The organism is Micromonospora sp. NPDC005205 (assembly GCF_040608275.1).
GTDB lineage: Bacteria > Actinomycetota > Actinomycetes > Mycobacteriales > Micromonosporaceae > Micromonospora.
The window spans coordinates 858,291-884,525 of sequence record NZ_JBEXHV010000001.1 but is presented as its reverse complement, the minus strand read 5'-3'; the positions used below and the strand labels follow the sequence as shown (position 1 = coordinate 884,525).

The following is a 26,235-nucleotide window of genomic DNA, read 5'->3' as shown; positions in this document are numbered from 1 at the left end:
CTCTCAGAAGAGGAACGACAGCGGCCGGACCAGCCTGGGGCGGTGCGGTGAAGCGTTGCGTCGAGGAGGTTCCGTGGCCGGGCAAGCCCCGCAGTCGCGAACGAAGGTGGCACAGTGACCAAGCAGATCCGTCAACTCGACCGGGTGGTCATCCGGTTCGCCGGTGACTCCGGCGACGGCATGCAGCTGACCGGCGACCGGTTCACCTCGGAGACGGCGCAGCTCGGCAACGACATCTCCACACTGCCAAACTTCCCCGCCGAGATCCGGGCTCCCGCCGGCACCCTGCCCGGCGTGTCGAGCTTCCAGGTGCACTTCGCCGACTACGACATCCTCACGCCGGGCGACGCGCCCAACGTGCTGGTGGCGATGAACCCTGCGGCGCTCAAGGCCAACCTGGCCGATCTGCCGCGCGGCGCGGACATCATCGTCAACACCGACGAGTTCACCAAGCGCAACCTGGCCAAGGTCGGTTACCAGAGCAGCCCGCTGGACGACGACTCGCTGGCCGGTTACGTGGTGCACCCGGTGGCGCTGACCTCGATGACTGTTGGCGCGCTCGCGGCCCACCAGGTGTCCAAGAAGGACGCCGAGCGGTCGAAGAACATGTTCGCGCTCGGCCTGCTCTCCTGGATGTACTCCCGGCCCTACGAGTCGACGCTGCGCTTCCTGGAGCGCAAGTTCGCGGCCCGCCCGGAGCTGGTCGCCGCGAACGTCGCCGCCTTCAAGGCCGGCTGGAACTTCGGCGAGACCACCGAGGACTTCGCTGTCCGCTACGAGGTCAAGCCCGCCAAGATGAAGCCGGGCACCTACCGCAACATCACCGGCAACGCGGCTCTCTCGCTGGGGCTGGTCGCCGCCGGGGTCCGCTCCGGGCTTCCGGTCTTCCTCGGCGCGTACCCGATCACGCCCGCGTCGGACATCCTGCACGAGCTGAGCAAGCACAAGCGCTTCGGCGTTCTCACGGTGCAGGCCGAGGACGAGATCGCCGCCGTCGGCGCCGCGCTGGGCGCCTCCTACGGCGGGTCGCTCGGGGTGACCACCACCAGCGGCCCCGGCGTGGCGCTCAAGAGCGAGACGATCTCGCTCGCGGTGGCGCTGGAGCTGCCGCTGGTGATCGTGGACGTGCAGCGCGCCGGCCCGTCGACCGGCATGCCGACCAAGACCGAGCAGGCCGACCTCAACATGGCGCTCTACGGCCGGCACGGCGAGGCGCCGGTCGCGGTGATCGCGCCCCGGTCACCGTCGGACTGCTTCTTCGCGGCGCTGGAGGCGGCCCGGATCGCGCTCACCTACCGCACCCCGGTGATCCTGCTGTCCGACAACTACGTCGCCAACGGTTCCGAGCCGTGGCTGCTGCCCGACGTGGAGTCGCTGCCCGACCTGCGGGTCGAGTTCGCCACCAAGCCCAACGGCGAGGACGGCACCACCTTCCTGCCCTACCTGCGTGACCCGGAGACCCTGGCCCGGCCATGGGCGATCCCCGGCACCGCGGGCCTGGAGCACCGGATCGGCGGTCTGGAGAAGGCCGACAAGACCGGGGACATCTCCTACGACCCGGCCAACCACGACTTCATGGTGCGCACCCGGGCCGCGCGGATCGAGACCATCCCGGTGCCGGACATCGAGGTGGAGGACCCGGACGGCGACGCCCGGGTGCTGGTCCTCGGCTGGGGCTCGACGTACGGGCCGATCGGCGCGGCGTGCCGCGGGGTCCGCCAGCGTGGCCTCTCCATCGCCCAGGCGCACCTGCGGCACCTGGCACCGATGCCGGCCAACCTCGGTGAGGTGCTCCGCTCGTACGACAAGGTGGTCATCCCGGAGATGAACCTGGGCCAGCTGGCCCACGTCATCCGGGCCCGCTACCTGGTCGACGCGATCAGCTACAACCAGGTCCGCGGTCTGCCGTTCACGGCCGCCGAGCTGGAGACGACGCTGGAAGAGGTGCTGAAGAATGTCTGAGCCCGTCGCCGTCAAGCTCACCGCCAAGGACTTCAAGTCCGACCAGGAGGTGCGCTGGTGCCCCGGCTGCGGTGACTACGCGATCCTGGCAGCCATCCAGCAGTTCATGCCGGAGCTGAACATCCCCCGGGAGCGCACCGTCTTCGTCTCCGGGATCGGCTGCTCGTCCCGCTTCCCGTACTACATGAACACGTACGGGATGCACTCCATCCACGGTCGGGCCCCGGCGATCGCGACCGGCCTGTCGGTGTCCCGGCCGGACCTGTCGGTCTGGGTGGTCACCGGCGACGGCGACGCGCTCTCCATCGGTGGCAACCACCTGATCCACGCGCTGCGTCGCAACGTCAACCTCAAGATCCTGCTGTTCAACAACCGGATCTACGGTCTGACCAAGGGCCAGTATTCTCCGACGTCCGAGGTCGGCAAGGTCACCAAGTCGACCCCGGCCGGCTCGGCGGACGCCCCGTTCAACCCGCTCTCGCTCGCCCTCGGGGCGGAAGCCAGCTTCGTCGGCCGCACCATCGACTCGGACCGCAAGCACCTCCAGTCGGTGCTGCGGGCCGCTGCGGAGCACGAGGGCTCGGCCTTCGTGGAGATCTACCAGAACTGCAACATCTTCAACGACGGGGCGTTCGAACAGCTCAAGGACCCGTCGACCCGGGACGACTACCTGATCCGCCTGGAGCACGGGCAGCCGATCACCTTCGGCGCTGCTCGCGAGCCGAACGGCCAGCCCGGCGGTGCCGACGGGCGCTTCTGCGTGGTGCACCCGCCGGGTGGCTTCGGCCTGGAGGTCCGGGAGACCAGCTCGGTCCGCCCCGAGGAGATCGTCGTGCACGACGCGACGGTGACCGACCCGGCGTACGCGTTCGCGCTGTCCCGGCTGCCCGGCCTGGACCTGCGCAACACTCCGATCGGGGTGTTCCGCTCGGTGGACCGACCGTCCTACGACAGCGTGGTGCAGGCTCAGCTCGCGGCCGCCAAGGCGACTGTCACCGAGACCCCCGAGCAGCAGCTCGCCGGCCTGCTGGGCAGTGGCGACACCTGGACGATCATCTGACCCGTCCGCATTGACGAGAGCGGCCGTTCCCGGTTGGGGAGCGGCCGCTCTCGTCAGTACCGGCGCTGCCTCAGCGCTGGGCGGAGGCCGGCATCCAAAGGTTGTCGATCTCCTTCTCGGCCGCCGCGAGACTCGCCTCGTGCAGCGGGATCAGCTCGGCCATCGCCGGCACCGACGGCGCCAGGGTCAGCTCGGCACTGATGAAGCGCGGCTGCATGCCGGTCATCGACAGGCCGTGCGGGAGCCAAGGCTCGGCGTGGTCCCAGCCGGAGCGAGGGGTGCCCTCGCCGTAGCCGCCGCCCCGGGTGGCCAGCACCACGAATTCGCGCCCGCCGAGCAGGCCCTCCTGCGTCGTCGGGTCGTACGCCAGCCCGGGAACGATCAGGTGGTCGACCCAGGACTTGACGCTGCTGGGCGCGCCGAAGTTGTAGAGCGGCAGGCCGAGCAGCACCACGTCGGCCCGCTTCACCTCGTCGACCAGCCGCTCACTGAGCTGCCAGGAGTCGCGCTGCGCCGGGCTGTGCTGGTCCGGCGGCGTCATGCGAGCCAGCCCACCGTCTGCATCCAGGTGCGGCAGCGGCTCCGCGCCCAGATCTCGGTAGGCCACCGTGCCGTCCGGGTGAGCCGCACGCCAGGTCGCGACGGCGCGGGCGGTGAGCCGCCGGCTGACCGACCAGTCACCGCGGATGCTCGAGTCGATATGCAGCAGATGCATCATTCCTCCTCCAGGAATAGTCTGTGAAGCACCAACTATTTATAGCAGGCCGATGTTCCGCAGACTCGGTAGACTGGGTCACATGTCCGCGCAGCCGCTCGACTCCTCCGAGCACCGCTCGGGCGCACTCCTGGACCATCTGGCCCGGCGGATGCGACTGCGGTCGGAGTCGGTGCTGGCGCCGCTGGGCCTACGCCCCCGGCATCTGGTCGCGCTCACCGTGCTGCGCGCCGGCGGCGGCACCGGGCAGCAGGCGCTCGCCACCATCCTGGAGATGGACAGCACCAACATCGTCGGGCTGCTCAACGACCTGGAGGCGAAGCAGCTGATCGAGCGTCGGCGCTCACCCGAGGATCGTCGGCGACACGTCGTCGAACTCACCGAAGATGGGGCGAAACGCCTCAGCGAGGCCGAATGCGCCCTGGCCAGCGCCGAGGACGAGGTGCTGGGCGCGCTGGATCCCGCCGAGCGGGAGACGCTCTACAAGCTGCTCAGCCGGGCCTCCACCGGCACGGCGGTCAACTGCACCGAGGCGATCTGCGTCGCCGACGACACCTGCTGACGCCGCCTCACCACATCGGCCACAGCGGGGCCGGCACGCCGCGGCAGCGGTAGGACGATCAGGCGGTGGTCGCCGACTGGGGACGGTCGTCGCGTACGTGCACCAGCATGTCGCCGGTCTCGATCACCGCGCCGGCCCGGTCGGCCAGGGTGACCACCTTGCCCCGCCGCACCAGGGCGATCACCAACGACTCCAGCTCGCGCGGCGAGCGACCCACCTCGTCCCGCTCGGCGGAACGCATCGCCAGCGCCATGCCCTGGCCGGGGGTGAGCAGGTCCTCCACCACGTCGATCAGCGGCGGCGCCGAGGTGGACAGGCCGAGCAGCCGGCCCGCGGTGGCCGAGGAGACGATCACATGGTGCGCGCCACTCTGCTTGAGCAGCGGGGCGTTCTCCGCCTCCCGCGCCGCCGCGATGATGCGGACCTGACCGGCGGTGAGCTGCCGTACCGTCAGCGCGACCAGCACCGACGCGTCGTCGCTGTCGGTCGCGATGATCACGGCCTTCGCGTTCTTGACGTGCGCCTCGTTCAGCACCGACGAGCGGGTCGCCGAGCCCTCGATCGCCACCAGCCCGGCGGAGGTGGCCTGCCGCAGGGCGGCGGCGCTGCGCTCCACCACCACGATCCGCGAACGGTCCAGACCGTTCTCCATCAGGGCGGAGACAGCGCTACGCCCCTTGGTGCCGTAGCCGCAGATGATGACGTGGTCCTTCACGGCTCTCCTCCACCGCGACAGGCGACGGCCGGTCCGGTACTGCTCGGTCAGAACTTCCAGGGTGGTACCGACCAGGATGATAAGGAAGATCACTCGGGCCGGGGTGATGAAGAGGACGTTGACCAGCCGGGCCGACGGCGCGGCCGGGGTGATGTCCCCGTAACCGGTGGTCGAGAGCGAGACGACCGCGTAGTAGAAGCAGTCGAGGAGGGTGAGACCGTCCTCGTTGACATCGCGGTAGCCGTCCCGGCCGAGATAGACCGCGGCGACCACGGCGAAGACCAGGCCCAGGGCAGCGGCGAGCCGAAGGCTCAGCGCGCTCAGTGGGCCCCGCCGCTGCGCGGGAAAATGGATCACCGTCGAACCTGCTGCCCCGCCGTCGCCTGCACGCCCACAACATAGCGGGTACGCCGCCGATCGCACGTCCGGGTCGCGGCGGGCAACCGACGCCGCTCCCGCACCCGACTACCGGACGACAACGACGAACCGGTGCAGGCCGGCAGACGGAGGGGGCGCGACCCTCGTGACGACGAGCGGCAGACGGCGAGCCGAGGCCGACGACGAATACACCGAGTACGTCCGGTCCCGGATGGCGCAGTGGCGACGCACCGCCTACCTGATGTGCGGGGACTGGGACCGGGGCGACGACATCCTCCAACGGGTGCTCACCGAGCTGTACCGCTCGTGGGCGCGGGCGCGGCAGGCCGATCACCTGGACGCCCTGGTGCGCACCATGCTGCTGCGGCGACTGATCGACGAGCGGCGGTTGCGGTGGACGCGGGTCCGCCTCGGTTCCGCGCTGCCCGACGTGTCCAGGGCCTTCGCCGACCCGACCGACCGGATCACCCTGGTGGGCGCGCTGCGGCAGGTGCCTCCGCGCCAACGCGCGGTGCTGGTGCTGCGGTACTTCCAGGACCTCAGCGTCGAGGAGACCGCCCGCACGATGGGCTGCTCGACGGGGACGGTGAAGAGCCAGACCGCCAAGGGCCTGGCCACCCTGCGCACCCTGCTCACCCCCACCCTGACCGCGAACTGAGAGGAGCGACGATGCTTGACGAACGCCAGATTGGCGACCTGATGCTGACCGAGATCGAGTCGGCCGAGCGACCCTCCGTCGTGCTGGACGTGGAACGGGCGATGACCACCGCACGGCGGCAACGCCGCCTCGCCCACGGTGCCGGCGCCGCGCTGCTGGCGGTGGCGCTCACCGTCGGCGGGCTCACCGTCCCCGACCTGCTGACCCCGGACCGCACACCCGCCACCGGTCCGGCCGGCCCGGCGGCCGTCGACGGCGAGACCGGGCTGCCGGCCGCGCTCACCACTGTCGACCCACAGCGGGTGTACGTCCGGTTCGGCTGGCTGCCGGACGGGATGCGCGATCTCCATTACCAGGCCGGGCTGCTGCTCAGCGGTACCGGTGTGTACCTCAGCGCGACCAACGGCCGCAACGACGACAGGAGTCAGAGCGTGACGGTCGCACTCCTGCCCAGGGGGGTGGAGCCATCGGCACCGCAGCGGGACAGCGGTGAACCCGCGGTGGTCGGTGAGTCCGCCGCCGGCCCTCGACTCAACGGCGGGGACAGCGTCTTCGTCAGCTACTCCGGTACCGAGAGGCCGGAGGCGATTCTGCGCTGGCGGTACGCCCCGGACGGATGGGCACAGGTGCGGGTGTTCGGGATCGAATCGGACGTGCGGGACGTGGCGGCGCGGGTGGCCGGTTCGCTGCGCTTCGGCACCGACGCCGTTCCGATGCCGGCGACCGTGGCGGGCGTACCTGCCAACCTGCGGATGATCATGCTCAACGTGTCCGAGTCACTCGACGAGCCCAGAACCTGGTACGCGGATTGGACCTGGACTCCGAAACCGGCCACCGCCGACCCCGGCCAGCAGCGGGCCCGGACGTTGAGCATCGGCGTCTCCCGCTACCGCAACGTGACCGACCCCGCCGACCGGGCGTACGTCGACCCGAACACCACCCTGGATGGGCACCCGGCGCGGTTCAGGGGGGAGAACGGCAACGAGTCGCTGACCGTCTACGACGTCAACGGGGCGAACGTGTCGATCTACGACAGTGCCCTGCTCCCGGCCGGTGGCACCCGGGCCTTGTTCCCGGCGGTCACGTTGGTGCCCGACCCGGCCACCTGGCACACCCACTTGAGCCGGTGAACGACCCGGGTCCGCGCCGTGGGAGCGGCGCGGACCCGGACGGGTCGGCCCGGACGGCCGGGGACGGGCATGATGGGGGTGTTCCCGACGACGACCGCGAAAGTGAGGCCGGCATGTCGTTGCTGCGACGAGTCATCGGTGGAGTGCTGCGTCGCCACCGCCAGCGTCAGGGCCGCACGCTGCGCGAGGTTGCCGCGTCGGCCGATGTCTCCGTGCCCTACCTCTCGGAGGTCGAGCGGGGCCGGAAGGAGGCCTCGTCGGAGGTGCTGGCGGCGATCTGCCGAGCGCTCGGCATCAGCCTCGCCGACCTGCTCGGCGAGGCCCGCGACGACATGCGCCGGGTCGAGCCCCGTCTCCCGGCGGCACCCCGCGCCGCGCTGACCCACCTGGAGCCTGTCGAGGCGGTCCGACGTGAGATCGGCAATGCCACCCTTCTGGTGGGTCCGCTCGGCGGCGGGCTGCCCCTCCAGCGGGTGCCCAGGGCCGGCGAGCCGACCATGCGGGTCGGCGTGACGGTCTCCGCTGGTGGCTCGCGCCCCGGCCCGCGTACCCCTTGCCTGGCTGGCAGGGGGTCGGCCCCGGTCGGCGCGCGGCGGTTGACCGCCGCGTAGGCCGCGCCGGTTCTGCCGTCGGCGGATCTGCCGGCGGCAGAATCCGTGGGCTGGCCGCCGCGACCGCCGGCACGCTGGAAGGGCCGGTCCACCGGGTGGCCCACCGCCCGCCGGCACGGCGAAGGGCGGCGGCACATGATGGGGTACGGCGTACAGATGCTCAACGGCGGGCAGCCGACCTTCGGTGACCAGGTGTTCGAGCGGCTGCTGCGGGAGCGGATCGTCTTCCTCGGCACCGAGGTGACGGAGGAGTCGGCCAACCAGATCTGCGCGCAGATCCTGCTGCTCGCCGCCGAGGACGACGATCGGGACATCTACCTCTACATCAACTCGCCGGGCGGTTCGGTGAGCGCGGGGATGGCGGTCTACGACACGATGCGCTACGTCCGCAACGACGTGGCGACGCTGGCGCTCGGGTTCGCCGGCTCGATGGGGCAGTTCCTGCTCTGCGCGGGCACGGCAGGCAAGCGGTACGCGCTGCCGCACTCGCGGATCATGATGCACCAGCCGTCCGGCGGGATGGGCGGAACCGCCGCCGACATCACCATCCAGGCGGAGAACATGCTGCACGTGAAGCGGACGATGCAGGAGCTCATCGCCCAGCACAGTGGACGGACCCTCGACGAGATCCAGCGGGACTGGGACCGGGACCGGTGGTTCACCGCCGAGCAGGCCCGGGAGTACGGCCTCATCGACCAGGTGGTCACCCGAGCCGAACAGCTGCCGACGCTCTGATCAACGTCCGGTGGCCGCGGTACCGCCCGACCACCCCACCCATTAGCCTCCGTAGATACCTGGTGCGGGCGCAGAAGGAGTGGGAATGACTGACGGTCACGAAGGCAGCTGCTGCGGCAACGAGACGACCACCTCCGCAGTGAGTCGCCGCACCATGTTGCGCGCGGCGGTGCTGGGCGCCGGTGCCATCGGCGCCGGTGGCCTGTTGGTCCCCGAGGCCGCACAGGCCGCACCGGCGATCTACAACCCGTTCAGCGCCTACCCGATCACCGACACCTGGGAGGGCCACCTCAGCCGCGGCTCGCGCGGCGGCATCGACTTCGGGATGGGAGTGGGTACGCGGCTGCCCGCCTGCGGCGCGGGAACCATCCAGAACATCCCGAACAACGGCGCGGGCGGGCACACCGTCACGATCCACCACGCGGACGGGTACCGCAGCCAGTATCTGCACCTGTCGCAGTTCCTGCTCGCCGACGGCGCCAGCGTGGGCGCGGGCACGATAGTGGGCCGCTCCGGCGGCGCGGCCGGGGCGCCCGGCTCGGGCAGCTCGACGGGCCCACACCTGCACTGGCACATGATCAACCCGTCGGGCGCCCTGATCAGCCCACTCGTCTACATCCAGCAGAACCCCGCCGACCAGCCCCGTCAGGTGTTCGAGGCGGCCAGCAACGCCGGCTGGCGCGCCCTGCCGGTCTCCGGCAGCACGGGCGCGGTGACCGGCACTGCGGCAGCCGCGATCACCCTGGGATCCACGAAGATCCTCTACACCCTCAACGGCGGCCGGATCCACGAGGCCGCCAGCAACGCCGGCTGGAACAACCTGTGGACCGGCATCCACGGGGCGCAGGGCACCGCGCTGGCCGCGCTGAACCTCGACGGAGTGAAGCACATCTACAACGTCGTCGACGGGTACGTGCACGAGGCCGCCAGCAACAACGGCTGGCGCAACCTCAACACCGGCATCGGCGGCGCGAGCTCGTCCTCGATCTCGGTGATCGCGCTGAACGGCGTCAAGTACATCTACAGCATCGTCGGCGGCTACATACACGAGGCGCACAGCGCCAACGCCTGGCGGAACCTGAACACCGGCGTCCCCGCCTCGGCGGTAGCGGCGATCACAGTGGGCGGCACGAAGATCCTCTACGCCCTGAACGGCGGCCGGATCTACGAGGCCGCCAGCAACGCCGGCTGGGCGAACCTGTGGACCGGCATCCAGGGCGCACAGGGCGACGCCCTGGCCGCGCTCAACGTCAACGGGGTGAAGCACATCTACAACGTCGTCGACGGGTACGTGCACGAGGCCGCCAGCAACAACGGCTGGCGCAACCTCAACAGCGGGGTCCGCGGAACCCGGGCAGCCGCCCTGGGGCTGGACGGCGTCAAGCTCATCTACGCCGCCTGAGTCGCCCACCGCTCCGGCCGGTCGTGACCGGCCGGCCCGGATGGTGCGGTGCTGGAGCGCGCGGCCGCTGACCCGTGGGCATCGATGTCGACGAGGGCGACCGGCCGATCGACGCGGGAGCGTGCCCGCTGGTCAGATGGCGTTCTTGCTGATCTGTACGGTGCCCCCGGCAGGATTCGAACCTGCGACACACGGTTTAGGAAACCGATGCTCTATCCCCTGAGCTACGGGGGCGCGAGCGCTCAGTCTAGCGACCCGGGCGTCCAACGGAGGTGGCAGGGAGCGGCCTGCGTTCACCCCGCCGCCCGGACGCCTCTTGTCCCAGCACAGGGCCACCCCCGGCGGGACGCCAGGCGGACCGAGATGAGGGCGGCAGCCGTCCGCTGCCGTCGGAGACTCACCACGTTCATCACCGTCGACCGGCTACGGACTGGCGGGCCGGGCGGCGCGGCGACGTTCGGTGAGCCGTCGCGCCTTCACCGCGTTGCCGCAGTCGGCCATGCGACACCAGCGGCGGGATCCGTTGCGGGTCCGATCGAGGAACAGCCAGCCGCAGCCGCCTTCGAGCACCGGGCAGCGGCGCACCCGGGTCAGGTCGGCCGCCACCATGAGGTCCAGGGCTGCCTCGGCGATCCGGTCGGGCACCAACATGGCCGGCACCGTGCCGTAGACCAGCCGTACCTGCGACGAGTCGAGCACGAATCTCGCTCGAGCGGCCGCGCCGGACCAGCGCTGGTGAAGCCCGACCAGTGCGGCACCGGCCGCGACGGGGTCGCCCGCCGCGCCGTCGTCCGCGCCGGTGATCGCCGCGAGCATCACGAGATACAGCCCTTCGCGGATGTCCCGCACGGCGGCCAGGCCCGCGTGTGCCGCCGCCGGCTCGTCGCCCCAGGCGCGGCCAACCTGGTCGGCCTCCGCGTCGCTGATCAGGCCCACCTGGACCGACCAACGCAGCAGGGCGGAACTGTCGGACAGGAAGTCGTGCGGCGACGTGCCGCCGCGCTCCAGTGTGTTGACCAGATCCAGCACGGGGTGCCCCCCGACCATCGGTAGCTGGCACACGTCGAGTGGCATAGCAGCGAGGCTACCAGCAAAAGCGTCGACGGCGGTTCACGCCTGTCCAGTTCAAGAGCTGGCGCACCACGCTTGGCCCCGCACACCGACACAAGGACAACGCCTTACGGCCGAACAACGAGGGATGCCCACTCGTCTATGCTACCGTCAAAATCCATTTAGCCGGCATCATCGGCGTTCGGGATCTGGGAGGTAGCCAATGGCGCCCCAACGACGCGCGGTCTATGCCCTCGCCGCGTTGTCCGCCGCCACTTTCTGTTACGTCACCACCGAGGTGCTTCCGATCGGGTTGCTCACGCTGATCGCCCCGGACCTGGGACGCTCCAGGTCCGAGGCCGGCCTGCTGGTGACCGGGTACGCCGTGGTGGTCATGATCGTGGCGCTCCCGCTGACCCGGGTCACTCGGCGGGTGCCCCGGCGTCCACTGCTCGCCGGCGCCCTCGGTGTGTTCGCCGCGGCGACGACGGTGTCGGCCTTCGCGACCTCCTACGAGGTGTTGCTCGCCGCGCGACTGGTGTCAGCCACCACGAACGGTGTCTTCTGGGCTGTGGTGTTTCCGGTGGCGATCTCGATGTTCCCCGCGAACATCCGCGGCCGCATCGTGGCTCGGCTGTCGATCGGTAACGCCCTCGGCCCGGTCCTCGGCGTACCGCTGAGCACCTGGCTGGGCGGGCAGGCCGGGTGGCGGGCCGCCTTCGTCGCGATGGCCGTCTTCGGCTTCGTCACCTGCGTCGCGGTCGCCCTGCTCCTGCCGAGCGTCGCACCGCAACAGAGTGCCGGCGGCATCGGGCCGATGCCGGACCGAGCACGCTTCGTCGTGCTCCTTTTCGCCACCGTCCTCGCGGTGACCGGCGCCATGGGCGCGTTCACCTACATGACGGTCTTCCTCCTCGACGTCAGCGGGTTCGCCGCAGCATCTCTCGGCCTGCTGCTCTTCGTCCAGGGCTCGTTCGGCGTCGCCGGGACCTGGGCGGTCGGTCGGGTCCTCGACCGGTTTCCGCTCGGCGTCGTGCTGGTTCTACTCGGGCTTCTCACCGCGGCGATGCTCGGCCTTTACGGAGCGGGCGCGAGCAAGGTGGTGACGATCCCGTTGCTCGCCGTGGCGGGGATGTCGTTCAGTTCGCTGATCGCGGGAATCCAGCACCGCGTCATGCAGGTGGCCCCGTCGACCACCGACATGGCGTCGGCCAGCCTCAGCGTCGCGTTCAACTTCGGCCTCGCGGCCGGCTCGTTGATCGGCGCGGGTCTGCTGGCAACGGCAGGGGTGCGCGTCATCCCATTGTTCGGTGGCCTGCTGACAGCCGTGGCGATCGCGTTGCTCGCCGGCCACGAGATGTCCCACAGGAGAGGGAGGAACCACAGCAGTTGGTCGGTTCGACCGACCCGTGGTCGGGATGCCGAGAAACCACCGGCCACCAGCGTGCGGACCTAGCTGGCGCGGCGTCCCCGAAGGCGACGGGGGGCGCGAGCGCGACCCGGGGTGGCGAGGAACGGCCCGGCCCGGAGAGTGGTCCTCCGCGCCGGGCCGCCGCATCGACTGATGTCAGTTGGTCACGCAATCGGCCGACACACCCGGGCCGGTGCCGGTGCCCTGGAAGCCGAAGTTGGTCGACTGCCGGCCGAGGACACGTCCGTTGTAGCTCACGTTGGTGAACGCTACGGATCCGCTGGTGCCGCTGACCTGTGCGTTCCAGGCGCTGGTGACAGCGCCGTTGGGCAGCGCGACGGTCACGGTCCAGCCGTTGATGTCCGACTTGCCGGCGGTGACCGTCACGCTCGCGGTGAAACCGCCAGCCCACTGGTTGACCGCGATCGACGCGTAGCAGCCGTCACCGGCCGGCGGCGTGGTCGGCGGAGTCGTCGGCGGCGTCGTCGGAGGGGTCGTCGGAGGGGTCGTCGGCGGGGTGGTGGTGGGCGGGTTGGGCGCGCCGTTGGCCAGGCTGAAGGCCAGTTCGGGCTGGAACGAGCCGGCCGTGAAGCGGCAGCCGTCCGCCTCCCCCGGCGGCTTCACCCACAGGTACGCGTCGATGTTGCCGTCGCCGGTGTTGGTCGTCGGGTACTGCCCGATGCGCCGGTCGGTGTTGTCGTCGCCGCACCAGTCCCCGCTGGCACCCCCGTTACGGCTGGTGTCGATGACCTGGCGCTTGCCCGAGATCCCCATGCCGTTGAGAGCGGAGATGACCCCCCGACCGAAGTTCGCCTCGTTGGAGGTGGAGTTGTAGTTCGAGACGTTGGTGAAGAAGCCGTCGGCGTACTGCACGCCGGCTGCCCGAAGCCGGTTGGCCGTCTCACCAGCGCTGTTCCAGGTGGAGTGGCCGCCGTCGAGGTACACCTTGGCGTTGGGGTTGCCCGACTTGATGGTCCGGGTGGCCGTCGAGATCGCCGCGTTGCGCGCGTTGATCTCGGCGCTGCTCAGGCACGTCAGCAGAGCGAGCGAGTCGGTTTCCAGGATGATGATGACGGTCTGGTTGCCCAGTCCCCTGGCGAAGTTCGACACCCACGTCTGGTACTGGTTGAGGTCGGGCGCCCCACCGGCGCTGGCACCGCCGCAGTCCCGGTTGGTGATCTCGTAGACGGCCAGGACCGGGATCTGCTGCGCCGCGTTGGCGGCACCGATGAACCCGGAGACCTCGGACTGCACGGTCGAGGGGTTGAAGTTGGCGAACCAGCGCGCCTGCGGCTGACTCGCGACCTTGTCCCGGATGACGGCCGTACGCGAGTCGCCCGGGTTGGCGGCGACCCAGCGGACGACGGCCGAACTCGGGTCACGGTAGAGCGACCCGGACAGCGTGCCGGCGGAGGCGCTGCTGACGGCGAGGCAGACGCCGACGGCGGTGGCGCCCGCGACGGCCGCCACGCTGAAAGCCGCCGATCTGCGGCGGAGCGAGGAGAGGATAGCCACGACGTGTTGCCTCCAGATCACATAGATGTATCTAAGTTCATGGGAGCGTTCCCACGGTAGCTGAGGCGCGTGCCGCTGCCAAGACGCGCGGGCATGCTCGCTCAGGGTCTGCGAGACGAGAGCGCCGGCTTCTCCGACTGTCGAGGTCGCTGATCGACAGGGGGACAGCGGACCAACCCGTCAGCGGGCGGCGGACAAGGCGTACTAGCCTGTCGCGGTGGCGAGCAATTCTCAGGTGAGCGGCGGGTTCTCCGGCACGCTACGGGCGATCCTCAGTTGCGTGATCGCACTGGCGGTCGGGGTCGGGGCGATCTATGTCCTCGGACCCTGGTCCGTCGAATCTCCCGCGCCGGCCGACCCACCCCGCCCCTTGGGGGCCCCGGTGAAAGCGGCCGGACGGACGGTGTCCGTGCTCGGCGCGGGGGACATCCTGCTGCACCCCGAGCTGTGGGACCAGGCCCGGCGCGACGGTGGCGGCGAGTTCGACTTCGCCCCCATGCTGGCGCCGGTGCGGGAGACCGTTTCCAGCGCGGATCTGGCCCTGTGCCACCTGGAGACCCCGCTGGCACCGCCGGGAGGCCCCTACATCGGCTTCCCGAAGTTCAACGTGCCGCAGGAGGTGGTCAAGGGCATCAAGAGCACCGGGTACGACGGTTGCTCCACCGCCTCGAACCACACGATCGACCAGGGGTACGACGGCGTCAAGCGGACCCTCGACGCGTTGGACAAGTCGGATCTGGGGCACACCGGCAGCTACCGGACCGAGCGTGAGTCCCGCACCGTCAAGATCTATCGGGCCAAGGGCGTGAAGGTCGGGCACATCAGCTTCACCAAGAGCTTCAACGGTCTGCGCCCGCCCGCCGGCAAGGAGTGGGTGGCGAACCTCATCGACGTGAAGGCCATTCGGCGGGACGCGGCGGCGGCCCGGGAGGCGGGCGCGGAGATCGTGGTGGTCAGCCTGCACTGGGGCACCGAGTACGAGCACGAACCGGACGTCGACCAGCAGACCTGGGCCCGTCAGATCGCCGCCATCGACGACGTGAACGTCGTCTTCGGGCATCACGCACACGTCGTCCAGCCGGTGGAGCGGATCGGCGACACCTGGATCGTCTACGGGATGGGCAACCAGATCGCCCGGCACGCCGAGCCGGTGAACGCCAACCGTGACGGCGCGATGACCCGGGTGACGTTCGGTCCGGCCGGCGAGACGAAGAGGTGGAAGGTGGTGGCCATCGAGGCGATCCCCACCTTCGTTGATCTGAATCCGGACATCCGTCTGGTCGATCTTGAGCGGGCGTTGGCGGATCCGGCCCTCTCCCCTGGGCGCCGCCGGATCTACGAGGCCGCGGTCGAGCGGATCGAAGGCAACCTCTTAACCAGGGCCGCCGACACCGCAGGCCTGGTGGTACGCGGAGTGCCGCGTAAGTAACAGCCGCAACTGAGCCGACACAAAGGCGAAATCGTCACAGATCTCGTGGTGGCACACCTTGCTAGCATTCGCGGCGGCCAGCGGCCGTCGCCTGGCTGACGAGCTGGACAGGCAGCGGTCCAGGAAGTAGCTCGACGGGGAAGGTTGTCGTTTCGTGTCAGGCAGGTCGGCGCAGTACGCGCCATGGCAGTCGACGGCTGGGCCCGCAGACGATCATGAACAGTTGCTGGCCTGGAGGCGACGGGCGCTCGACCAGCAGTTGCCGGCCGCGTCCTTTCCCGCCGGCACGAGCGCACCCTCACTCGTCTATCTCTGGACCACGATGTTCGTGGTCGCCATGGCGATCCTCGGGTTCGCGGTCAGCGCCGAGCGTGGGGTGCTCCCAGCCGTCGTCGACTCCCAGCGTGACGTCGTGTCCAAACTGGCGTCGAGCATGCAGACCGAGGCCCGCAACCGGGCGACCAACCTCAGCCGGACCGTGCAGGACCGGGGCACCACTAGCGACGCCGATCTGCTGACCCGCCTGGTCGGGGAGGGCGCCGGCTTCACCGGCGCGGTGATCGTGGAAACCGCCTCCCGGCGACCTCTCGCCGCCAAGGGCGCGGCGCTACCGCTCGACCTCCTGCCGCCGGTGCTGGAAGTCGACAGGACGATCGCCGCCACCACGGCTGATGGCCCGGTGCTGGTCTATGCCGTCGCGCTGGACGACACCCGGGCGGTACTCGCACTCCAGCAGGTCACCATGCGGAACCTGCGACTCAACCCCGACGCGGGACATGGCGTCCACATGATCGGGCCGGACGGCAAGAGCAGTCTGATGCAGGGGGCCAGTGCGGTCGACGCCGTGCACCTGCCGACCGTCTTCGCCGGCCTGGCCGGGTCCGACTCGCCCCAGAGCCGCGAGGTGGTGGTCAAGGAGTGGACGGACCGCAGGCTCGTGGTGTCGTCCGCGCCGGTGGGTGAGACCGGGCTCGTGGTCGTCTCCCTGCTCGCGGCGGACGTGAGCGCGGGAACCTCGGGCACCAAGGGGGTACTGCTCGGGCTCAGCCTGCTGCTCGTGACACTGCTCAGCTTCGTACTCATGCGCATGTCGCTGGTCCGGCCGGTCCGGGCGCTGCTGAACCAGGCCAAGGCCGACGCCTGCGGCGTGATGACCCGGCGCCGTCCGCCGATGCGCATCCGCGAGGCGCACCGGATCACGCGGGCGTTGGCCCTGGCCTCCGGCGACCAGTACCCGCCGGACCAGCGGTGGCGGCCAACCGTCCTCCAGGGTCTGACCGTCGCCGTGGTGGTCGCCATGCTCTGGCCGGCGGCGGCCACGGTGGTCGCGTTGCAGGCTACCGATCCGACGATTCCCGTGCAGTTGGTGCGGGATGCGGAGAGCCGGGCAGAGGAGGCCAGCAACGCCCTCGGGCACCTGCTGGATGACGGCCTGACCACCGTCTCCCGGGTCTCGCAGGGGATCACCTCGAAGGACCTCGGGCAGGCGGACCGGACCCTCGACCGGGAACTCGCCGCCGAGCAGCGGCTGCGGGCCTTGTACCTGGTCGACCACGACGGAAAGATGGTGGCCGGCGCGGGCCGGAAACCGCTGCGGACCGTCGCGCCGCTGCCAGGCGAGGTCGGCATCCATCTCGACGACACAGCCGAGCGGTTGCCGCTCGTGTACGCCTTCAACCAGCGCTCCGACGGCTTCGCTGTGGTCGGTGAGTTCGACCCGGACCGCCTGCTCGGGCTGGTCCGTCGGGTGGATGGCCGCGTCCGGGTCGTCGACGCCGAGCTGCGGACGATCCTGGATTCGGAGGGCTTCCAGGCGTTCCAGCCGCTACAGGGCGCGTTGGCCCGAAGCGTCGCCGTCGAGGTGCTGCCAGGCAGCACTGTTGGCCGGTCGACCACCGAGGACGGTACCCCGGCGATGGTCGCCGCCTCCGGTCTGACCGTGCCGACGACAGTCGCCCACCTTGAGTGGGCGGTCGTGCTGGAGCAGGACGTCGCCGCGTTGCGCCTGCCCACGATGGTGGAGCGGCGGTGGACCCTGCTTGTGGCCGGGGCCGTGGTGGGCATCGCCCTTCTCACCCACCTGTGGCAGCTCTACATCTTCGTCCGGCCGCTGCGGAGGTTGAGCTCCTTCGCCGAGCGGATGGCCGACGGGACCGTGGATCTGCCCGTCCCGCCGCAGCGCCACGACGACATCGGTGCGATCGCGATGTGCCTGGAGATCTGTCGCCAGGTCCGACACACCGGGTCCGCCCGGTTCGGTGGTGCGCTGCGGCTACGCGGTGCGGGAGCCGACCGGACCAGCGTCCTCGCCCGCGTCCGGCACGCGGCGGGGACTCGCAACCGGGCGACGAAAGGCTGAGCATGTTCTACCTCTACACCGTCTACAGCCTCTGCTGCCTCGCCCTCCTGGTGGCCGGCGTGATCGAGCAGCGGAACCACAACCGCAACCTCGACACCATCCCGCACCGGGTGCTCGTCAACGGGATCCGTGGCAAGAGTTCGATCACACGACTCTGCGCGGGCGCGTTGCGCGGCGGCGGCAAGGTGGTGGTGGCCAAGACCACCGGCACCGCCGCGAGGTTCATCTTCCCGGATGCCAGCGAGGAGCCGGTGCACCGCAAGTTCGGGATCGCCAACGTGGTCGAGCAGATCGGCATCGTCCGGCGGGCCGCCGTCTACCACCCGGATTCGCTCGTCATCGAGTGCATGGCTGTCATGCCGGCGTTGCAGGAGATCAACCAGAGCAAGCTCATCAGATCCACCATCGGGGTGCTCTGCAACGTCCGCGAGGATCACCTCGCCGAGATGGGGCCGACCCTCGACGACGTGGCCCGGTCGCTGAGCCGGTCGATGCCCGAGGACGGCATCTGCATCACCGCGGAGAAGGACCGACTGGCGATCCTGGAGAAGGAGGCAGCCAAACGGAACTGCCGACTGATCGCGGTCGACCCCGAGTCGGTGACCGACCAGGAGATGTCCGGCTTCGGCTGGATCACCTTCAAGGAGAACGTGGCCATCGCACTCGCCGTTGCCGAACAACTCGGCGTCGACAGGCACAGCGCGCTCACCGGCATGTGGTCGGCCCCACCCGACCCGGGAGTGCTCTCCGTGGCCCGGGTTCTGTACGGCGACAAGCGCGTCCGCTTCGCCAACATCTTCGCCGCCAACGACCCGGAGTCGACGTACATGAACATCGAGCAACTGGAGAAGCAACGGCTCATCAGCAAGCCGTTGACCATGGTCATCAACTGTCGACCGGACCGGGTGGAACGGAACGGCCAGATGGGTACGCTCGCCGGCCGGGTACAGCCGCAGTGCATCGTGCTGATCGGCGAGATGACCCGCAGCGCCAAGGTCAACGTTCCCGCCGAGTTGCAGAGCCGGGTGGTCGACCTGGGCGGCAAGCTCCCGTCGGAACGGCTGATCAGCGAGGTCATGGCGGTGACGGCGGAGGATGCCTCCATCGTCGCCGTCGGGAACATCCACGGGCAGGGTGAGGTGCTGCTGCACGAGCTGGCCGCCCTGCCGAGCTGGGAACCGCAGGACCACAGTCGTGCCGAATCGATGCTCCGTCCGCCGACCGCGCGCGCTTCCGCCGTGGACGGCGAGACCGTGTTCCTGGGAAGGACCTACCGGTGACATTCGGAGGAGAACTAAGCGCCCAGCTGGCCACCGCGTGCCTCGGCATCGGCCTGGTCTTCGCGCTGCTCTGTTATCTGACCACGAACCTCTCGCCAGGCGGGATGATCACGCCGGGCTGGATCGCGCTCGCGCTGATCGAGGACCCGCTCCAGGCTGCGGTGATCGTGGTCATGACCGTCGTCACCTACGCCCTCACCCGGCTGATGCAGCGCATGGTGATCCTCTACGGCAAGCGCCTCTTCGCCGCGATCGTCCTGCTCAGCGTCCTCCTCCAGATGACTCTGTTCGTGATCGTCCAACGGGACCTGCCGCTGCTCTTCGCACACCAGACCCTGGGCTTCGTGGCACCGGGGCTGATCGCCTACCAGCTCGTACGCCAGCCGCCGAAGGCGACAGTGCTGGCCACCGTCATGGTCACCGTCATCACCTACGGGGTGGCGTTCAGCGGCGTCGTGGCCGGCTTCGTGCCGGTCACCTGAGGCCCCACACCGACGAGGGACAGGCATGAACTACCGGACTTACTCCCGCAGCCGCGCCATGCTGATGACCGTCGCCGCCTTCGCTCTGCTGAGCGGCGGCAGCACCTTCGCCTACGTCATCGCCCGGCACAGCGCGGCGGATCCGATCGAGCTGAGCCTCGGCGCGCAGGCCGCGCAGGCGGCCGTGACCAGCGGCTCCGGCTACAGCTACCGACGGTTGACCGCGCCGAACCGGACACAGATGGTCGACGCCAAGGGCAGGACCGTCGCGATCATGACCGACGGTGCCCGCACTGTGCACATCAGCGGCCCGAAGCGGACGTTCGCCGAGTCGCGGTTCACCAAGGCCAAGGTCCCCGCCGAGCTCTGGGTACGACTGGCACCACGGGAGTGGCGGGCGGGTGCCGAGAAGGAGAAGTGGTTCACCGACTGGTTCCGAAAGGCCCGTACCGACCGCTCGCCCGACGTGCTGGCGGTGGCCCGGGAGTACACCTACGTCGCCGTGCCGAAGAAGGACGCGAAAGGCCGGCAGTACTCCGGTGACGCCGCCTTCGGGCCTCTGTCGGACATCGACCCGGACGGTCGCGCGGAGAACTCCGACTTCTACGACTACCTCGGTGTGTCGTGGGAGTTCCCCGACAAGAAGGAGAAGCCGACGGCGTCGCACATCCGCAGCCTGGACTGCTCGGGCTTCCTGCGCATGGTCTACGGCTACCGGATGGGCTACCCGCTCCTCGGCACGAACAACGCCGGCCCCGGCCTGCCCCGGCGGGCGACCGCGATGGCCTCGGTGGGACCAGGGGCCCTGCTGATGCCGAACACCGGTAAGCGGGCCCGGGAGCTGGATCGGCTGCTCCCCGGCGATCTCCTGTTCTTCAACGCCGGGCCGGTGCAGGGCGCGAACATCGAGCACTCCGGCATGTACCTCGGCGTCGACGACCGGGGACACCACAGGTTCATTTCGAGCCGTACCACCGCGAACGGCCCGACCATGGGTGACCTGGGTGGCGAGTCCATCCTGGACGGCACCGGCTACTGGGCCCTGCGCTGGCGGACGGCCCGCCGGATCTGACCTCGACGGCGACCCTGCAACGGGTCAGGCCACGGCGAGCTGCGCCGCGAGCACTTCCGCGACACGGCCACGGGCCTCGGCGTCCCGCCGGACCGACCAGCTCAGCTCCAGGTGGACGAAGACCGCTTCCAGCTCCGCCGCGGCCCGGCCCTGCTGGTTGGTCTTACCCTCAAGCTGGCCGCACTTCCGCACCCACGCCCGACAGGTGTTCAGCCCGGCCTCGGAGAGGCCGTCCGCGATCCGGCGGGCCACCGGGGTCACCGGAGCCGACCCCGTCGACACCACCGCGTCGGACGTGGGCAGGTTCCGGTCGGCGAAGCCGTGCAGTTGGATCTGGTCGAGGTCGTTCCTGGCGAACTCGGTCGCCAGGGTGTGGAACAGCGAGCGGTCGTTGTGGGCGACGTCCGCGTCGCTGTCGGCGGCCTGCCGGTGTGCCCCGGCGACGAGCAGCACGCTTCCCGGCGTCTTCCGGTGGACGGCCAGGCCCAGCTTCTCCGTGTTGATGTCGAAGCCGGGGTGCGGCACCTCGATCACCGTGCGCGGCGCGGTGCCCCGGTCCACCAGCACGGCGCCCCAGGAACGATCGTCCGACCCATCGGCGAGGTAGAGGTCGAACGGCCGGTCGGTGACCGGGTCCGTCCCATGATGAGCCCGGAAGCCGAGGTCGCCGAAGACCTGATCCAGGTCGTTGGCGGCATTCGGCTCGGTGACCAGCGACCGCGCTGCCCGCCGGGCCGTCGCCCGCTCCTCCGTGTCCGGGTCACGGTAGGGGTTGTCCCGGGAGAGGCCGGCGGTCAGCTCATCGATCAGCACCTCGGGATCGGGCCCTCGCTGCTGCTCGGATGTCGGCTTGGCGTCGGCGCACGCCCCCGAAACGAGCAGGGCCAGCGTCGCCGCGGCGATCAGCCCGCGGCGAGTTGAACCCGCGGCCGGAAGCGGTGTACGCACCCGTGCAGGCTATCCGATCATCCCCGGATGCCTTCCGGCTCGGCCCGCTGGCCCGGTCAGACCCGGGCCAGCCCGAGCGCGCGCACATCCACCGCCACATCGGGGCCGTAGGACTCGACGAGGCGGCGCTCGAAAGCGTCCGCGTCGATCGTGTATTCCTGTGGACCCTCGACCTCCAACACGTGCGCCGCCAGAACACAGCCGACCTGCGCCGCCCGCTCGATGGGCAGGTCCGCGGCGAGCGCGGCGAAGAAGCCGGCCCGAAAGCCGTCGCCGACGCCTGTCGGGTCGACGATGTCGCCCACCCGGGCCGCCGGCACCAGGACGTCGCCGTCCCGCCCGGTGATCCGTACCCCGTTGGCGCCCAGCGTCACGACCCGCACACCCACGCGGCGCAGGATGTCGTCTTCGCTGAGCCCGGTCTTCGACTCCAGCAGCGCCGCCTCGTACTCGTTCGTCAACAGGTAGCCAGCGCCGTCGATCATCGCCTCGATGTCGGCCGACGGCATCCGGGCCAACTGCTGTGACGGGTCGGCGGCGAAGGGCAGGCCCAGCCGACGGCAGGCCGCGGCGCGGGCGAGCATCGTGTCCGGGTTCTCCGCGGCGACGATGACGAGCCCGAGCCCTCCGGCGCGCTCGGCGACACCGTCGAGGCTGATCCGGTCGGGCTCGCCCATCGCGCCGGGATAGAACGAGGCGATCTGGCAGAGGTCGGTGTCGGTGGTGCAGATGAACCGGGCGGTGTGGGCGACGGAGCTGACCTGCACCTCCGAGCAGTCGACCCCGTGCCGCTCCAGCCAGCTGCGGTAGTCGCCGAAGTCACCGCCGACCGCGCCGAGCAGCACCGGCCGGTGCCCGAGTTGGGCGAGCCCGAAGGCGATGTTGGCGGCGACCCCGCCGCGCCGGACGACGAGGTCGTCGACGAGGAACGAGAGCGAGACGGTGTCGAGGCTGCCGGCGACGAGTTGCTCGGCGAACCGCCCCGGAAAGCGCATCAGATGGTCGGTCGCGATCGAGCCGGACACGGCGATCATGCGGACGGGCCCTCTCAGTAGCGGTAGTGGTCGGGCTTGTAGGGCCCTTCGACCGGGACGCCGAGGTAGCTGGCTTGCTCCTTCGTCAGTTCGGTGAGGCGGACACCCAGCGCGGAGAGGTGGAGTCGGGCCACCTTCTCGTCCAGGTGCTTGGGAAGGGTGTGGACACCGATCGGGTACTGGTCGGTCCTGGCGAACAGCTCGATCTGCGCGATGGTCTGGTTGGCGAAGCTGTTCGACATCACGAAGCTCGGATGACCGGTGGCGTTGCCCAGGTTCAACAGCCGGCCCTCGGACAGCACGATGATCGAGTGGCCGTCGGCGAAGCGCCACTCATCCACCTGCGGCTTCACGGTGATCCGCTCGACATCGTCGCGTTTCGCGAGACCTGCCATGTCGATCTCGTTGTCGAAGTGGCCGATGTTTCCCACGATCGCCTGGTGCTTCATCCGCGCCATGTGCTCGTTGGTGATCACGCTGAGGCAGCCCGTCGCGGTCACGAAGATGTCAGCGGTCTCGACCACGTCGTCGATGGTCGCGACCTGGTAGCCGTCCATCGCCGCCTGGAGGGCGCAGATCGGATCCACCTCGGTCACGATGACCCGCGCACCCTGACCACGCAGACTCTCGGCGCAGCCCTTGCCGACGTCGCCGTAACCGAACACCACGGCGACCTTCCCGCCGATCAGCACATCGGTGGCCCGGTTGATCCCGTCGATCAGCGAGTGCCGGCAGCCGTACTTGTTGTCGAACTTGCTCTTGGTCACCGAGTCGTTCACGTTGATCGCCGGGAAGAGCAGGCTTCCTGCATGCTGCATCTCGTACAGCCGGTGCACGCCCGTGGTGGTCTCCTCGGTCACCCCCCTGATCCCGGCCGCGACCCGCGTCCAGCGGCGGTCGTCCTCGCGCAACGACCGCGTCAACACACCGAGGATGACCTCGTACTCCTCGGAGTCCGCGCTCTCCGGCGACGGGACCGCGCCGATCGCCTCGAACTCGGCGCCCTTGTGCACCAGCAGCGTGGCGTCACCACCGTCGTCGAGGATCATGTTCGGGCCCTGGCCGTCCGGCCAGAGCAGCGCCTGCTGGGTGCACCACCAGTACTCGTCGAGGGATTCGCCCTTCCAGGCGTAGACCGGGACACCCGCCGGGGCGTCCGGGGTGCCGGTCGGGCCGACCACGATCGCCGCCGCCGCGTGGTCCTGGGTGGAGAAGATGTTGCAGGACGCCCACCTGACCCGAGCGCCGAGCGCCACCAACGTCTCGATCAACACGGCCGTCTGGATTGTCATGTGCAGCGAGCCGGTGATCCGAGCGCCCTTCAACGGTTGCCGCGAGGCGAACTCCCTCCGGATCGACATCAGACCCGGCATCTCGTGCTCGGCCAGCTCGATCTCCTTACGCCCGAAGGCTGCCAGCGACAGATCCGCCACCTTGAAATCGCTGAAGTCACCAGTCATGTCCGCACCTCCCCCACCAGTGTCGAGAACCGATGGAGTTCGGTTCAACCGCGCACTTGCTCGGTCGGAAGACGCGACAGGTCCGTCTACTCCGGCTGGTTGGGAGTGCCGCGACCCAGCTCATAGGGGGACGTGACGCCCTCGTAGGCGAGGTGCATCACCATGCCGTTGGCCGCGTGGTCGAGGTTGTGGCAGTGGTCCATCCAGAGACCCGGGTTGTCCGCCGTGAAGGCGATCTCGTAGATCTCGCCGGGGATCACGTCGAGGCTGTCGATCCACCACGGTGACCCGGTCGCGGCGACCCCGTTGCGGGACAGGACCAACGCGTGATGGCCGTGCAGATGCATCGGGTGGTTCTGGTGGCTGCGGTTGACGATCCGCACCTTGACCACGTCGTCCGCCCGGACCATGAGCGTCGGCGTGTCGGGGAAGCTGTGCCCGTTGATGATCGGCACCAGGTGGAGACCCCCGTTGTAGAAGGACAGCCGGTCGTCGAGGAGCTGGGTGAACGAGCGGTCGTACGACGAGCCGGCGTCGAAGGGACGCGAGCCGCCGGAGCCGTACGACAGGGGGTCGAACCGGTCCCCATCGTCGACGATCCTCGGCGTCGACGTGTCGCCCGGTGGCGCCAGGACCAGCCCGGCGTCGCGGTTGGCGAGGTCCGTCAGCCGCACCGGGACCGCCGGCATCGTGAACGTCACGTCGTAGCGTCCACCGGTCGCCAGCCCCAACCGCGGGTCGGTCAGCGGAGTCGGACCGTTGACGTCGACCCCGTCGATCGCCGCCACCCGTACCGGTGTGCCGTTGACCGTCAGGGACCGCGGACGGCTGTCGGTGGACGGGTTGTTGTCGGTGTTGACCAGACGCAGCCGCACCGGAGTGCCCGGGGCGACCTCCTGGCGTTGCAGCGTGTCACTCGTGCCGAACGAGACGATGGCGTCGGTCGGCGTACGCCACTCGTGGGCCTGCACGACGAAGTCCCGTTCGCCGGGTGGTGGTCCGCCGCGCGGCTCGACGATCAGCGCGCCGAACAGGCCCCGCCTGATCGCCTCCAGTGGGTTCTGGTGGGTGTGGTACCAGAAGGTGCCGACCTGCTCGGCGAGGAACCGGTAGGTGAAGCTGCCGCCCGGCTCCACCGCGTTCTGCGTCGCGCCGGCCACGCCGTCCTCACCGTTGGGGACGTCGAGACCGTGCCAGTGGATGGTCACGTTCTCGTCGGGAATCTCGTTGTGCAGCGTCACCTCGACGAGGTCTCCCTCGCGGACCCGCAGCTCCGGCCCGGGCGACTGTCCGTTGTACGTCAGCGCCTCGATCTCCGCGCCCGACGAGAGCCGTACCGTCGCGTTCTTCGCGGTCAGGGTGAAGGCCCTGTCGGGCCTGCCGGTCCGCGGCCCACGCAGGTCGTCGACGGAGACCCCTCGATGACCGCCGTGACCGAACGACGGGCCTCCGCCGTAGTCGACGTTGTCGTGCGACATCATGCTCATCCGGTCGGGCAGCCTGCTGCTCTGCGCCACGTAGGTGATGGCGGCGGCGACGACCAGCACCACGACGGTGGCCTGCGCGGTGGCGCGCAGATTGCGGGCCCGCCGGCCCCGGCGCGCGAAGTCCGTGGCGGTGACGACCCGCAGGCGACTCCCCTGCCAGAACCACAGCACCACCGCCGACAGCAGGATCGGCGCGGAGTGGGTCGCGATGTCGTCGAGGTAGGACGGGACCGGACGGGACACGTACGCGAAGTAGACGCCGACAACTGTCGCCACGGCCGTCACCTGGACCGGCACGACGAATCGAGGGTCGGCGGCGGCGGAGCGCGTCCCGGCGTCGACCGGTGCGTTGTCGCGGCTGGCCAGGGCGCGCAGGCCCGGCACGGTCCAGAGTGCGACGGCCAACATCGGCAGCAGCAGGAGCGGCATCTGCACGATCACGCGGTTGTCGGCAAAGATCCAGTCGACGGCGAGCATCAACCCGATCGCGACGCACTTGACGATCAGCACCACCAGCGCGGCGACGAGCAGGCGCAGCAACCGACGGGCGCTCTTCCGCAGCGCCTCGGGTGTCGGCCGCCAGGCCAGCCGCGTGGCGAGGATCGCCGCGGACAGCCAGATCAGGAACAGGACCCCGGCCAGGATCCCGTCGGCGTTCTCTCCAACCTCGAACATGACGCCAACGTACGAAGGCTGCGTACCGCGTGGCATCCGCCGAGGACCGGCCGGTGCGTACGGGAATCGCCGTAGCCCGCACCACCCGGGAAACAGGGGCCGTAG

Annotated in this window: 22 protein-coding genes and 1 tRNA gene; 14 read left to right on the top strand and 9 right to left on the bottom strand. The window is 69.8% G+C overall.

Going from position 1 to position 26,235, the window contains the following annotated elements; genetic code table 11:
• Nucleotides 1–114: 114 nt before the first annotated feature.
• Both ABZU43_RS04210 and ABZU43_RS04205 read left to right on the top strand, forming a co-directional pair.
• On the top strand, nt 115–1,962 hold the full coding sequence (locus ABZU43_RS04210) for a 2-oxoacid:acceptor oxidoreductase subunit alpha (protein ID WP_196920913.1): 1,848 nt from the start codon (nt 115–117) through the stop codon (nt 1,960–1,962).
• On the top strand, nt 1,955–3,022 hold the full coding sequence (locus tag ABZU43_RS04205) for a 2-oxoacid:ferredoxin oxidoreductase subunit beta (protein WP_355005083.1): 1,068 nt from the start codon (nt 1,955–1,957) through the stop codon (nt 3,020–3,022). Before ABZU43_RS04210 ends, ABZU43_RS04205 begins: the two co-directional genes overlap by 8 nt.
• Nucleotides 3,023–3,092: 70 nt before the next feature.
• On the opposite strand, the gene ABZU43_RS04200 is transcribed toward ABZU43_RS04205, so the two are convergent.
• Nucleotides 3,093–3,737: an NAD(P)H-dependent oxidoreductase gene (locus ABZU43_RS04200; protein ID WP_355005082.1), complete on the bottom strand. Its 645-nt coding sequence runs from the start codon at nt 3,735–3,737 to the stop codon at nt 3,093–3,095.
• A gap of 82 nt (nt 3,738–3,819) precedes the next feature.
• On the opposite strand from ABZU43_RS04200, the gene ABZU43_RS04195 reads away from it, so the two are divergent.
• A complete protein-coding gene (locus ABZU43_RS04195; RefSeq protein ID WP_124854267.1) occupies nt 3,820–4,299 on the top strand; it encodes a MarR family winged helix-turn-helix transcriptional regulator in 480 nt (159 codons plus the stop codon).
• A gap of 58 nt (nt 4,300–4,357) precedes the next feature.
• Here ABZU43_RS04195 and ABZU43_RS04190 read toward each other — a convergent pair whose 3' ends face one another.
• Nucleotides 4,358–5,371: a potassium channel family protein gene (locus tag ABZU43_RS04190; RefSeq protein WP_112603739.1), complete on the bottom strand. Its 1,014-nt coding sequence runs from the start codon at nt 5,369–5,371 to the stop codon at nt 4,358–4,360.
• A gap of 166 nt (nt 5,372–5,537) precedes the next feature.
• Here ABZU43_RS04190 and ABZU43_RS04185 point away from each other — a divergent pair, with 166 nt between their 5' ends.
• From ABZU43_RS04185 to ABZU43_RS04165, 5 genes are all read left to right on the top strand, one after another.
• Complete coding sequence (locus ABZU43_RS04185) at nt 5,538–6,050, top strand: SigE family RNA polymerase sigma factor (protein WP_355005081.1); 513 nt, start codon at nt 5,538–5,540, stop codon at nt 6,048–6,050.
• Nucleotides 6,051–6,061: 11 nt separating this feature from the next.
• Nucleotides 6,062–7,180 carry a hypothetical protein gene (locus ABZU43_RS04180; RefSeq protein WP_355005080.1) on the top strand — a complete coding sequence of 373 codons (1,119 nt, stop codon included), beginning with the start codon at nt 6,062–6,064 and terminating at the stop codon, nt 7,178–7,180.
• 113 nt (nt 7,181–7,293) lie between these two features.
• Nucleotides 7,294–7,791, top strand: a complete 498-nt coding sequence (locus ABZU43_RS04175) for a helix-turn-helix transcriptional regulator (protein ID WP_355005079.1) — start codon at nt 7,294–7,296, stop codon at nt 7,789–7,791.
• Nucleotides 7,792–7,929: 138 nt separating this feature from the next.
• On the top strand, nt 7,930–8,526 hold the full coding sequence (locus tag ABZU43_RS04170) for an ATP-dependent Clp protease proteolytic subunit (RefSeq protein WP_355005195.1): 597 nt from the start codon (nt 7,930–7,932) through the stop codon (nt 8,524–8,526).
• An 85-nt stretch (nt 8,527–8,611) separates the two neighbouring features.
• Nucleotides 8,612–9,928 (top strand): M23 family metallopeptidase, encoded by a 1,317-nt coding sequence (locus ABZU43_RS04165; protein WP_355005078.1) that lies wholly within the window; start codon nt 8,612–8,614, stop codon nt 9,926–9,928.
• A 161-nt stretch (nt 9,929–10,089) separates the two neighbouring features.
• Here ABZU43_RS04165 and ABZU43_RS04160 read toward each other — a convergent pair.
• Nucleotides 10,090–10,162: transfer RNA gene (locus ABZU43_RS04160), tRNA-Arg, on the bottom strand.
• A gap of 189 nt (nt 10,163–10,351) precedes the next feature.
• Nucleotides 10,352–11,002 carry a CGNR zinc finger domain-containing protein gene (locus ABZU43_RS04155; RefSeq protein ID WP_355005077.1) on the bottom strand — a complete coding sequence of 217 codons (651 nt, stop codon included), beginning with the start codon at nt 11,000–11,002 and terminating at the stop codon, nt 10,352–10,354.
• A gap of 199 nt (nt 11,003–11,201) precedes the next feature.
• On the opposite strand from ABZU43_RS04155, the gene ABZU43_RS04150 reads away from it, so the two are divergent.
• On the top strand, nt 11,202–12,434 hold the full coding sequence (locus ABZU43_RS04150) for an MFS transporter (protein ID WP_355005076.1): 1,233 nt from the start codon (nt 11,202–11,204) through the stop codon (nt 12,432–12,434).
• A gap of 111 nt (nt 12,435–12,545) precedes the next feature.
• On the opposite strand, the gene ABZU43_RS04145 is transcribed toward ABZU43_RS04150, so the two are convergent.
• Nucleotides 12,546–13,904 (bottom strand): glycoside hydrolase family 6 protein, encoded by a 1,359-nt coding sequence (locus tag ABZU43_RS04145; RefSeq protein ID WP_355005075.1) that lies wholly within the window; start codon nt 13,902–13,904, stop codon nt 12,546–12,548.
• A 217-nt stretch (nt 13,905–14,121) separates the two neighbouring features.
• On the opposite strand from ABZU43_RS04145, the gene ABZU43_RS04140 reads away from it, so the two are divergent.
• The 5 genes from ABZU43_RS04140 to ABZU43_RS04120 all read left to right on the top strand — a co-directional run bounded on the left by ABZU43_RS04140 (nt 14,122) and on the right by ABZU43_RS04120 (nt 20,526).
• A complete protein-coding gene (locus ABZU43_RS04140) occupies nt 14,122–15,333 on the top strand; it encodes a CapA family protein (protein ID WP_355005074.1) in 1,212 nt (403 codons plus the stop codon).
• Nucleotides 15,334–15,556: 223 nt separating this feature from the next.
• Nucleotides 15,557–17,692, top strand: coding sequence for a HAMP domain-containing protein (locus ABZU43_RS04135; protein WP_355005073.1), 2,136 nt, complete (start codon nt 15,557–15,559; stop codon nt 17,690–17,692).
• Nucleotides 17,693–17,694: 2 nt separating this feature from the next.
• Complete coding sequence (pgsB, locus tag ABZU43_RS04130; protein WP_355005072.1) at nt 17,695–18,972, top strand: poly-gamma-glutamate synthase PgsB; 1,278 nt, start codon at nt 17,695–17,697, stop codon at nt 18,970–18,972.
• On the top strand, nt 18,969–19,454 hold the full coding sequence (locus ABZU43_RS04125) for a poly-gamma-glutamate biosynthesis protein PgsC/CapC (protein WP_355005071.1): 486 nt from the start codon (nt 18,969–18,971) through the stop codon (nt 19,452–19,454). The genes pgsB and ABZU43_RS04125 overlap by 4 nt, the downstream gene beginning before the upstream one ends.
• A gap of 25 nt (nt 19,455–19,479) precedes the next feature.
• Nucleotides 19,480–20,526, top strand: coding sequence for an NlpC/P60 family protein (locus ABZU43_RS04120; protein ID WP_355005070.1), 1,047 nt, complete (start codon nt 19,480–19,482; stop codon nt 20,524–20,526).
• A gap of 24 nt (nt 20,527–20,550) precedes the next feature.
• Here the strand turns inward: ABZU43_RS04120 and ABZU43_RS04115 are convergent, their stop codons facing one another.
• From ABZU43_RS04115 to ABZU43_RS04100, 4 genes are all read right to left on the bottom strand, one after another.
• The gene (locus ABZU43_RS04115) at nt 20,551–21,474 is read right to left on the bottom strand and encodes a hypothetical protein (protein ID WP_355005069.1); all 924 of its coding nucleotides are present in this window, start codon (nt 21,472–21,474) and stop codon (nt 20,551–20,553) included.
• A 56-nt stretch (nt 21,475–21,530) separates the two neighbouring features.
• Complete coding sequence (locus tag ABZU43_RS04110; RefSeq protein WP_355005068.1) at nt 21,531–22,508, bottom strand: carbohydrate kinase family protein; 978 nt, start codon at nt 22,506–22,508, stop codon at nt 21,531–21,533.
• A gap of 14 nt (nt 22,509–22,522) precedes the next feature.
• Nucleotides 22,523–23,968 carry an adenosylhomocysteinase gene (gene ahcY / locus ABZU43_RS04105; protein WP_355005067.1) on the bottom strand — a complete coding sequence of 482 codons (1,446 nt, stop codon included), beginning with the start codon at nt 23,966–23,968 and terminating at the stop codon, nt 22,523–22,525.
• Nucleotides 23,969–24,054: 86 nt separating this feature from the next.
• On the bottom strand, nt 24,055–26,130 hold the full coding sequence (locus ABZU43_RS04100; RefSeq protein ID WP_355005066.1) for a multicopper oxidase family protein: 2,076 nt from the start codon (nt 26,128–26,130) through the stop codon (nt 24,055–24,057).
• Nucleotides 26,131–26,235: the final 105 nt, after the last annotated feature.

Coding starts and splice junctions, on each gene's coding strand:
- ABZU43_RS04205 (WP_355005083.1), top strand. CDS start 1,955: ATGTCTGAGCCCGTCGCCGTCAAGCTCACCGCCAAGGACTTCAAGTCC.
- ABZU43_RS04200 (WP_355005082.1), bottom strand. CDS start 3,737: ATGCATCTGCTGCATATCGACTCGAGCATCCGCGGTGACTGGTCGGTC.
- ABZU43_RS04195 (WP_124854267.1), top strand. CDS start 3,820: ATGTCCGCGCAGCCGCTCGACTCCTCCGAGCACCGCTCGGGCGCACTC.
- ABZU43_RS04180 (WP_355005080.1), top strand. CDS start 6,062: ATGCTTGACGAACGCCAGATTGGCGACCTGATGCTGACCGAGATCGAG.
- ABZU43_RS04175 (WP_355005079.1), top strand. CDS start 7,294: ATGTCGTTGCTGCGACGAGTCATCGGTGGAGTGCTGCGTCGCCACCGC.
- ABZU43_RS04170 (WP_355005195.1), top strand. CDS start 7,930: ATGGGGTACGGCGTACAGATGCTCAACGGCGGGCAGCCGACCTTCGGT.
- ABZU43_RS04165 (WP_355005078.1), top strand. CDS start 8,612: ATGACTGACGGTCACGAAGGCAGCTGCTGCGGCAACGAGACGACCACC.
- ABZU43_RS04155 (WP_355005077.1), bottom strand. CDS start 11,002: ATGCCACTCGACGTGTGCCAGCTACCGATGGTCGGGGGGCACCCCGTG.
- ABZU43_RS04150 (WP_355005076.1), top strand. CDS start 11,202: ATGGCGCCCCAACGACGCGCGGTCTATGCCCTCGCCGCGTTGTCCGCC.
- pgsB (WP_355005072.1), top strand. CDS start 17,695: ATGTTCTACCTCTACACCGTCTACAGCCTCTGCTGCCTCGCCCTCCTG.
- ABZU43_RS04120 (WP_355005070.1), top strand. CDS start 19,480: ATGAACTACCGGACTTACTCCCGCAGCCGCGCCATGCTGATGACCGTC.
- ABZU43_RS04110 (WP_355005068.1), bottom strand. CDS start 22,508: ATGATCGCCGTGTCCGGCTCGATCGCGACCGACCATCTGATGCGCTTT.
- ahcY (WP_355005067.1), bottom strand. CDS start 23,968: ATGACTGGTGACTTCAGCGATTTCAAGGTGGCGGATCTGTCGCTGGCA.
- ABZU43_RS04100 (WP_355005066.1), bottom strand. CDS start 26,130: ATGTTCGAGGTTGGAGAGAACGCCGACGGGATCCTGGCCGGGGTCCTG.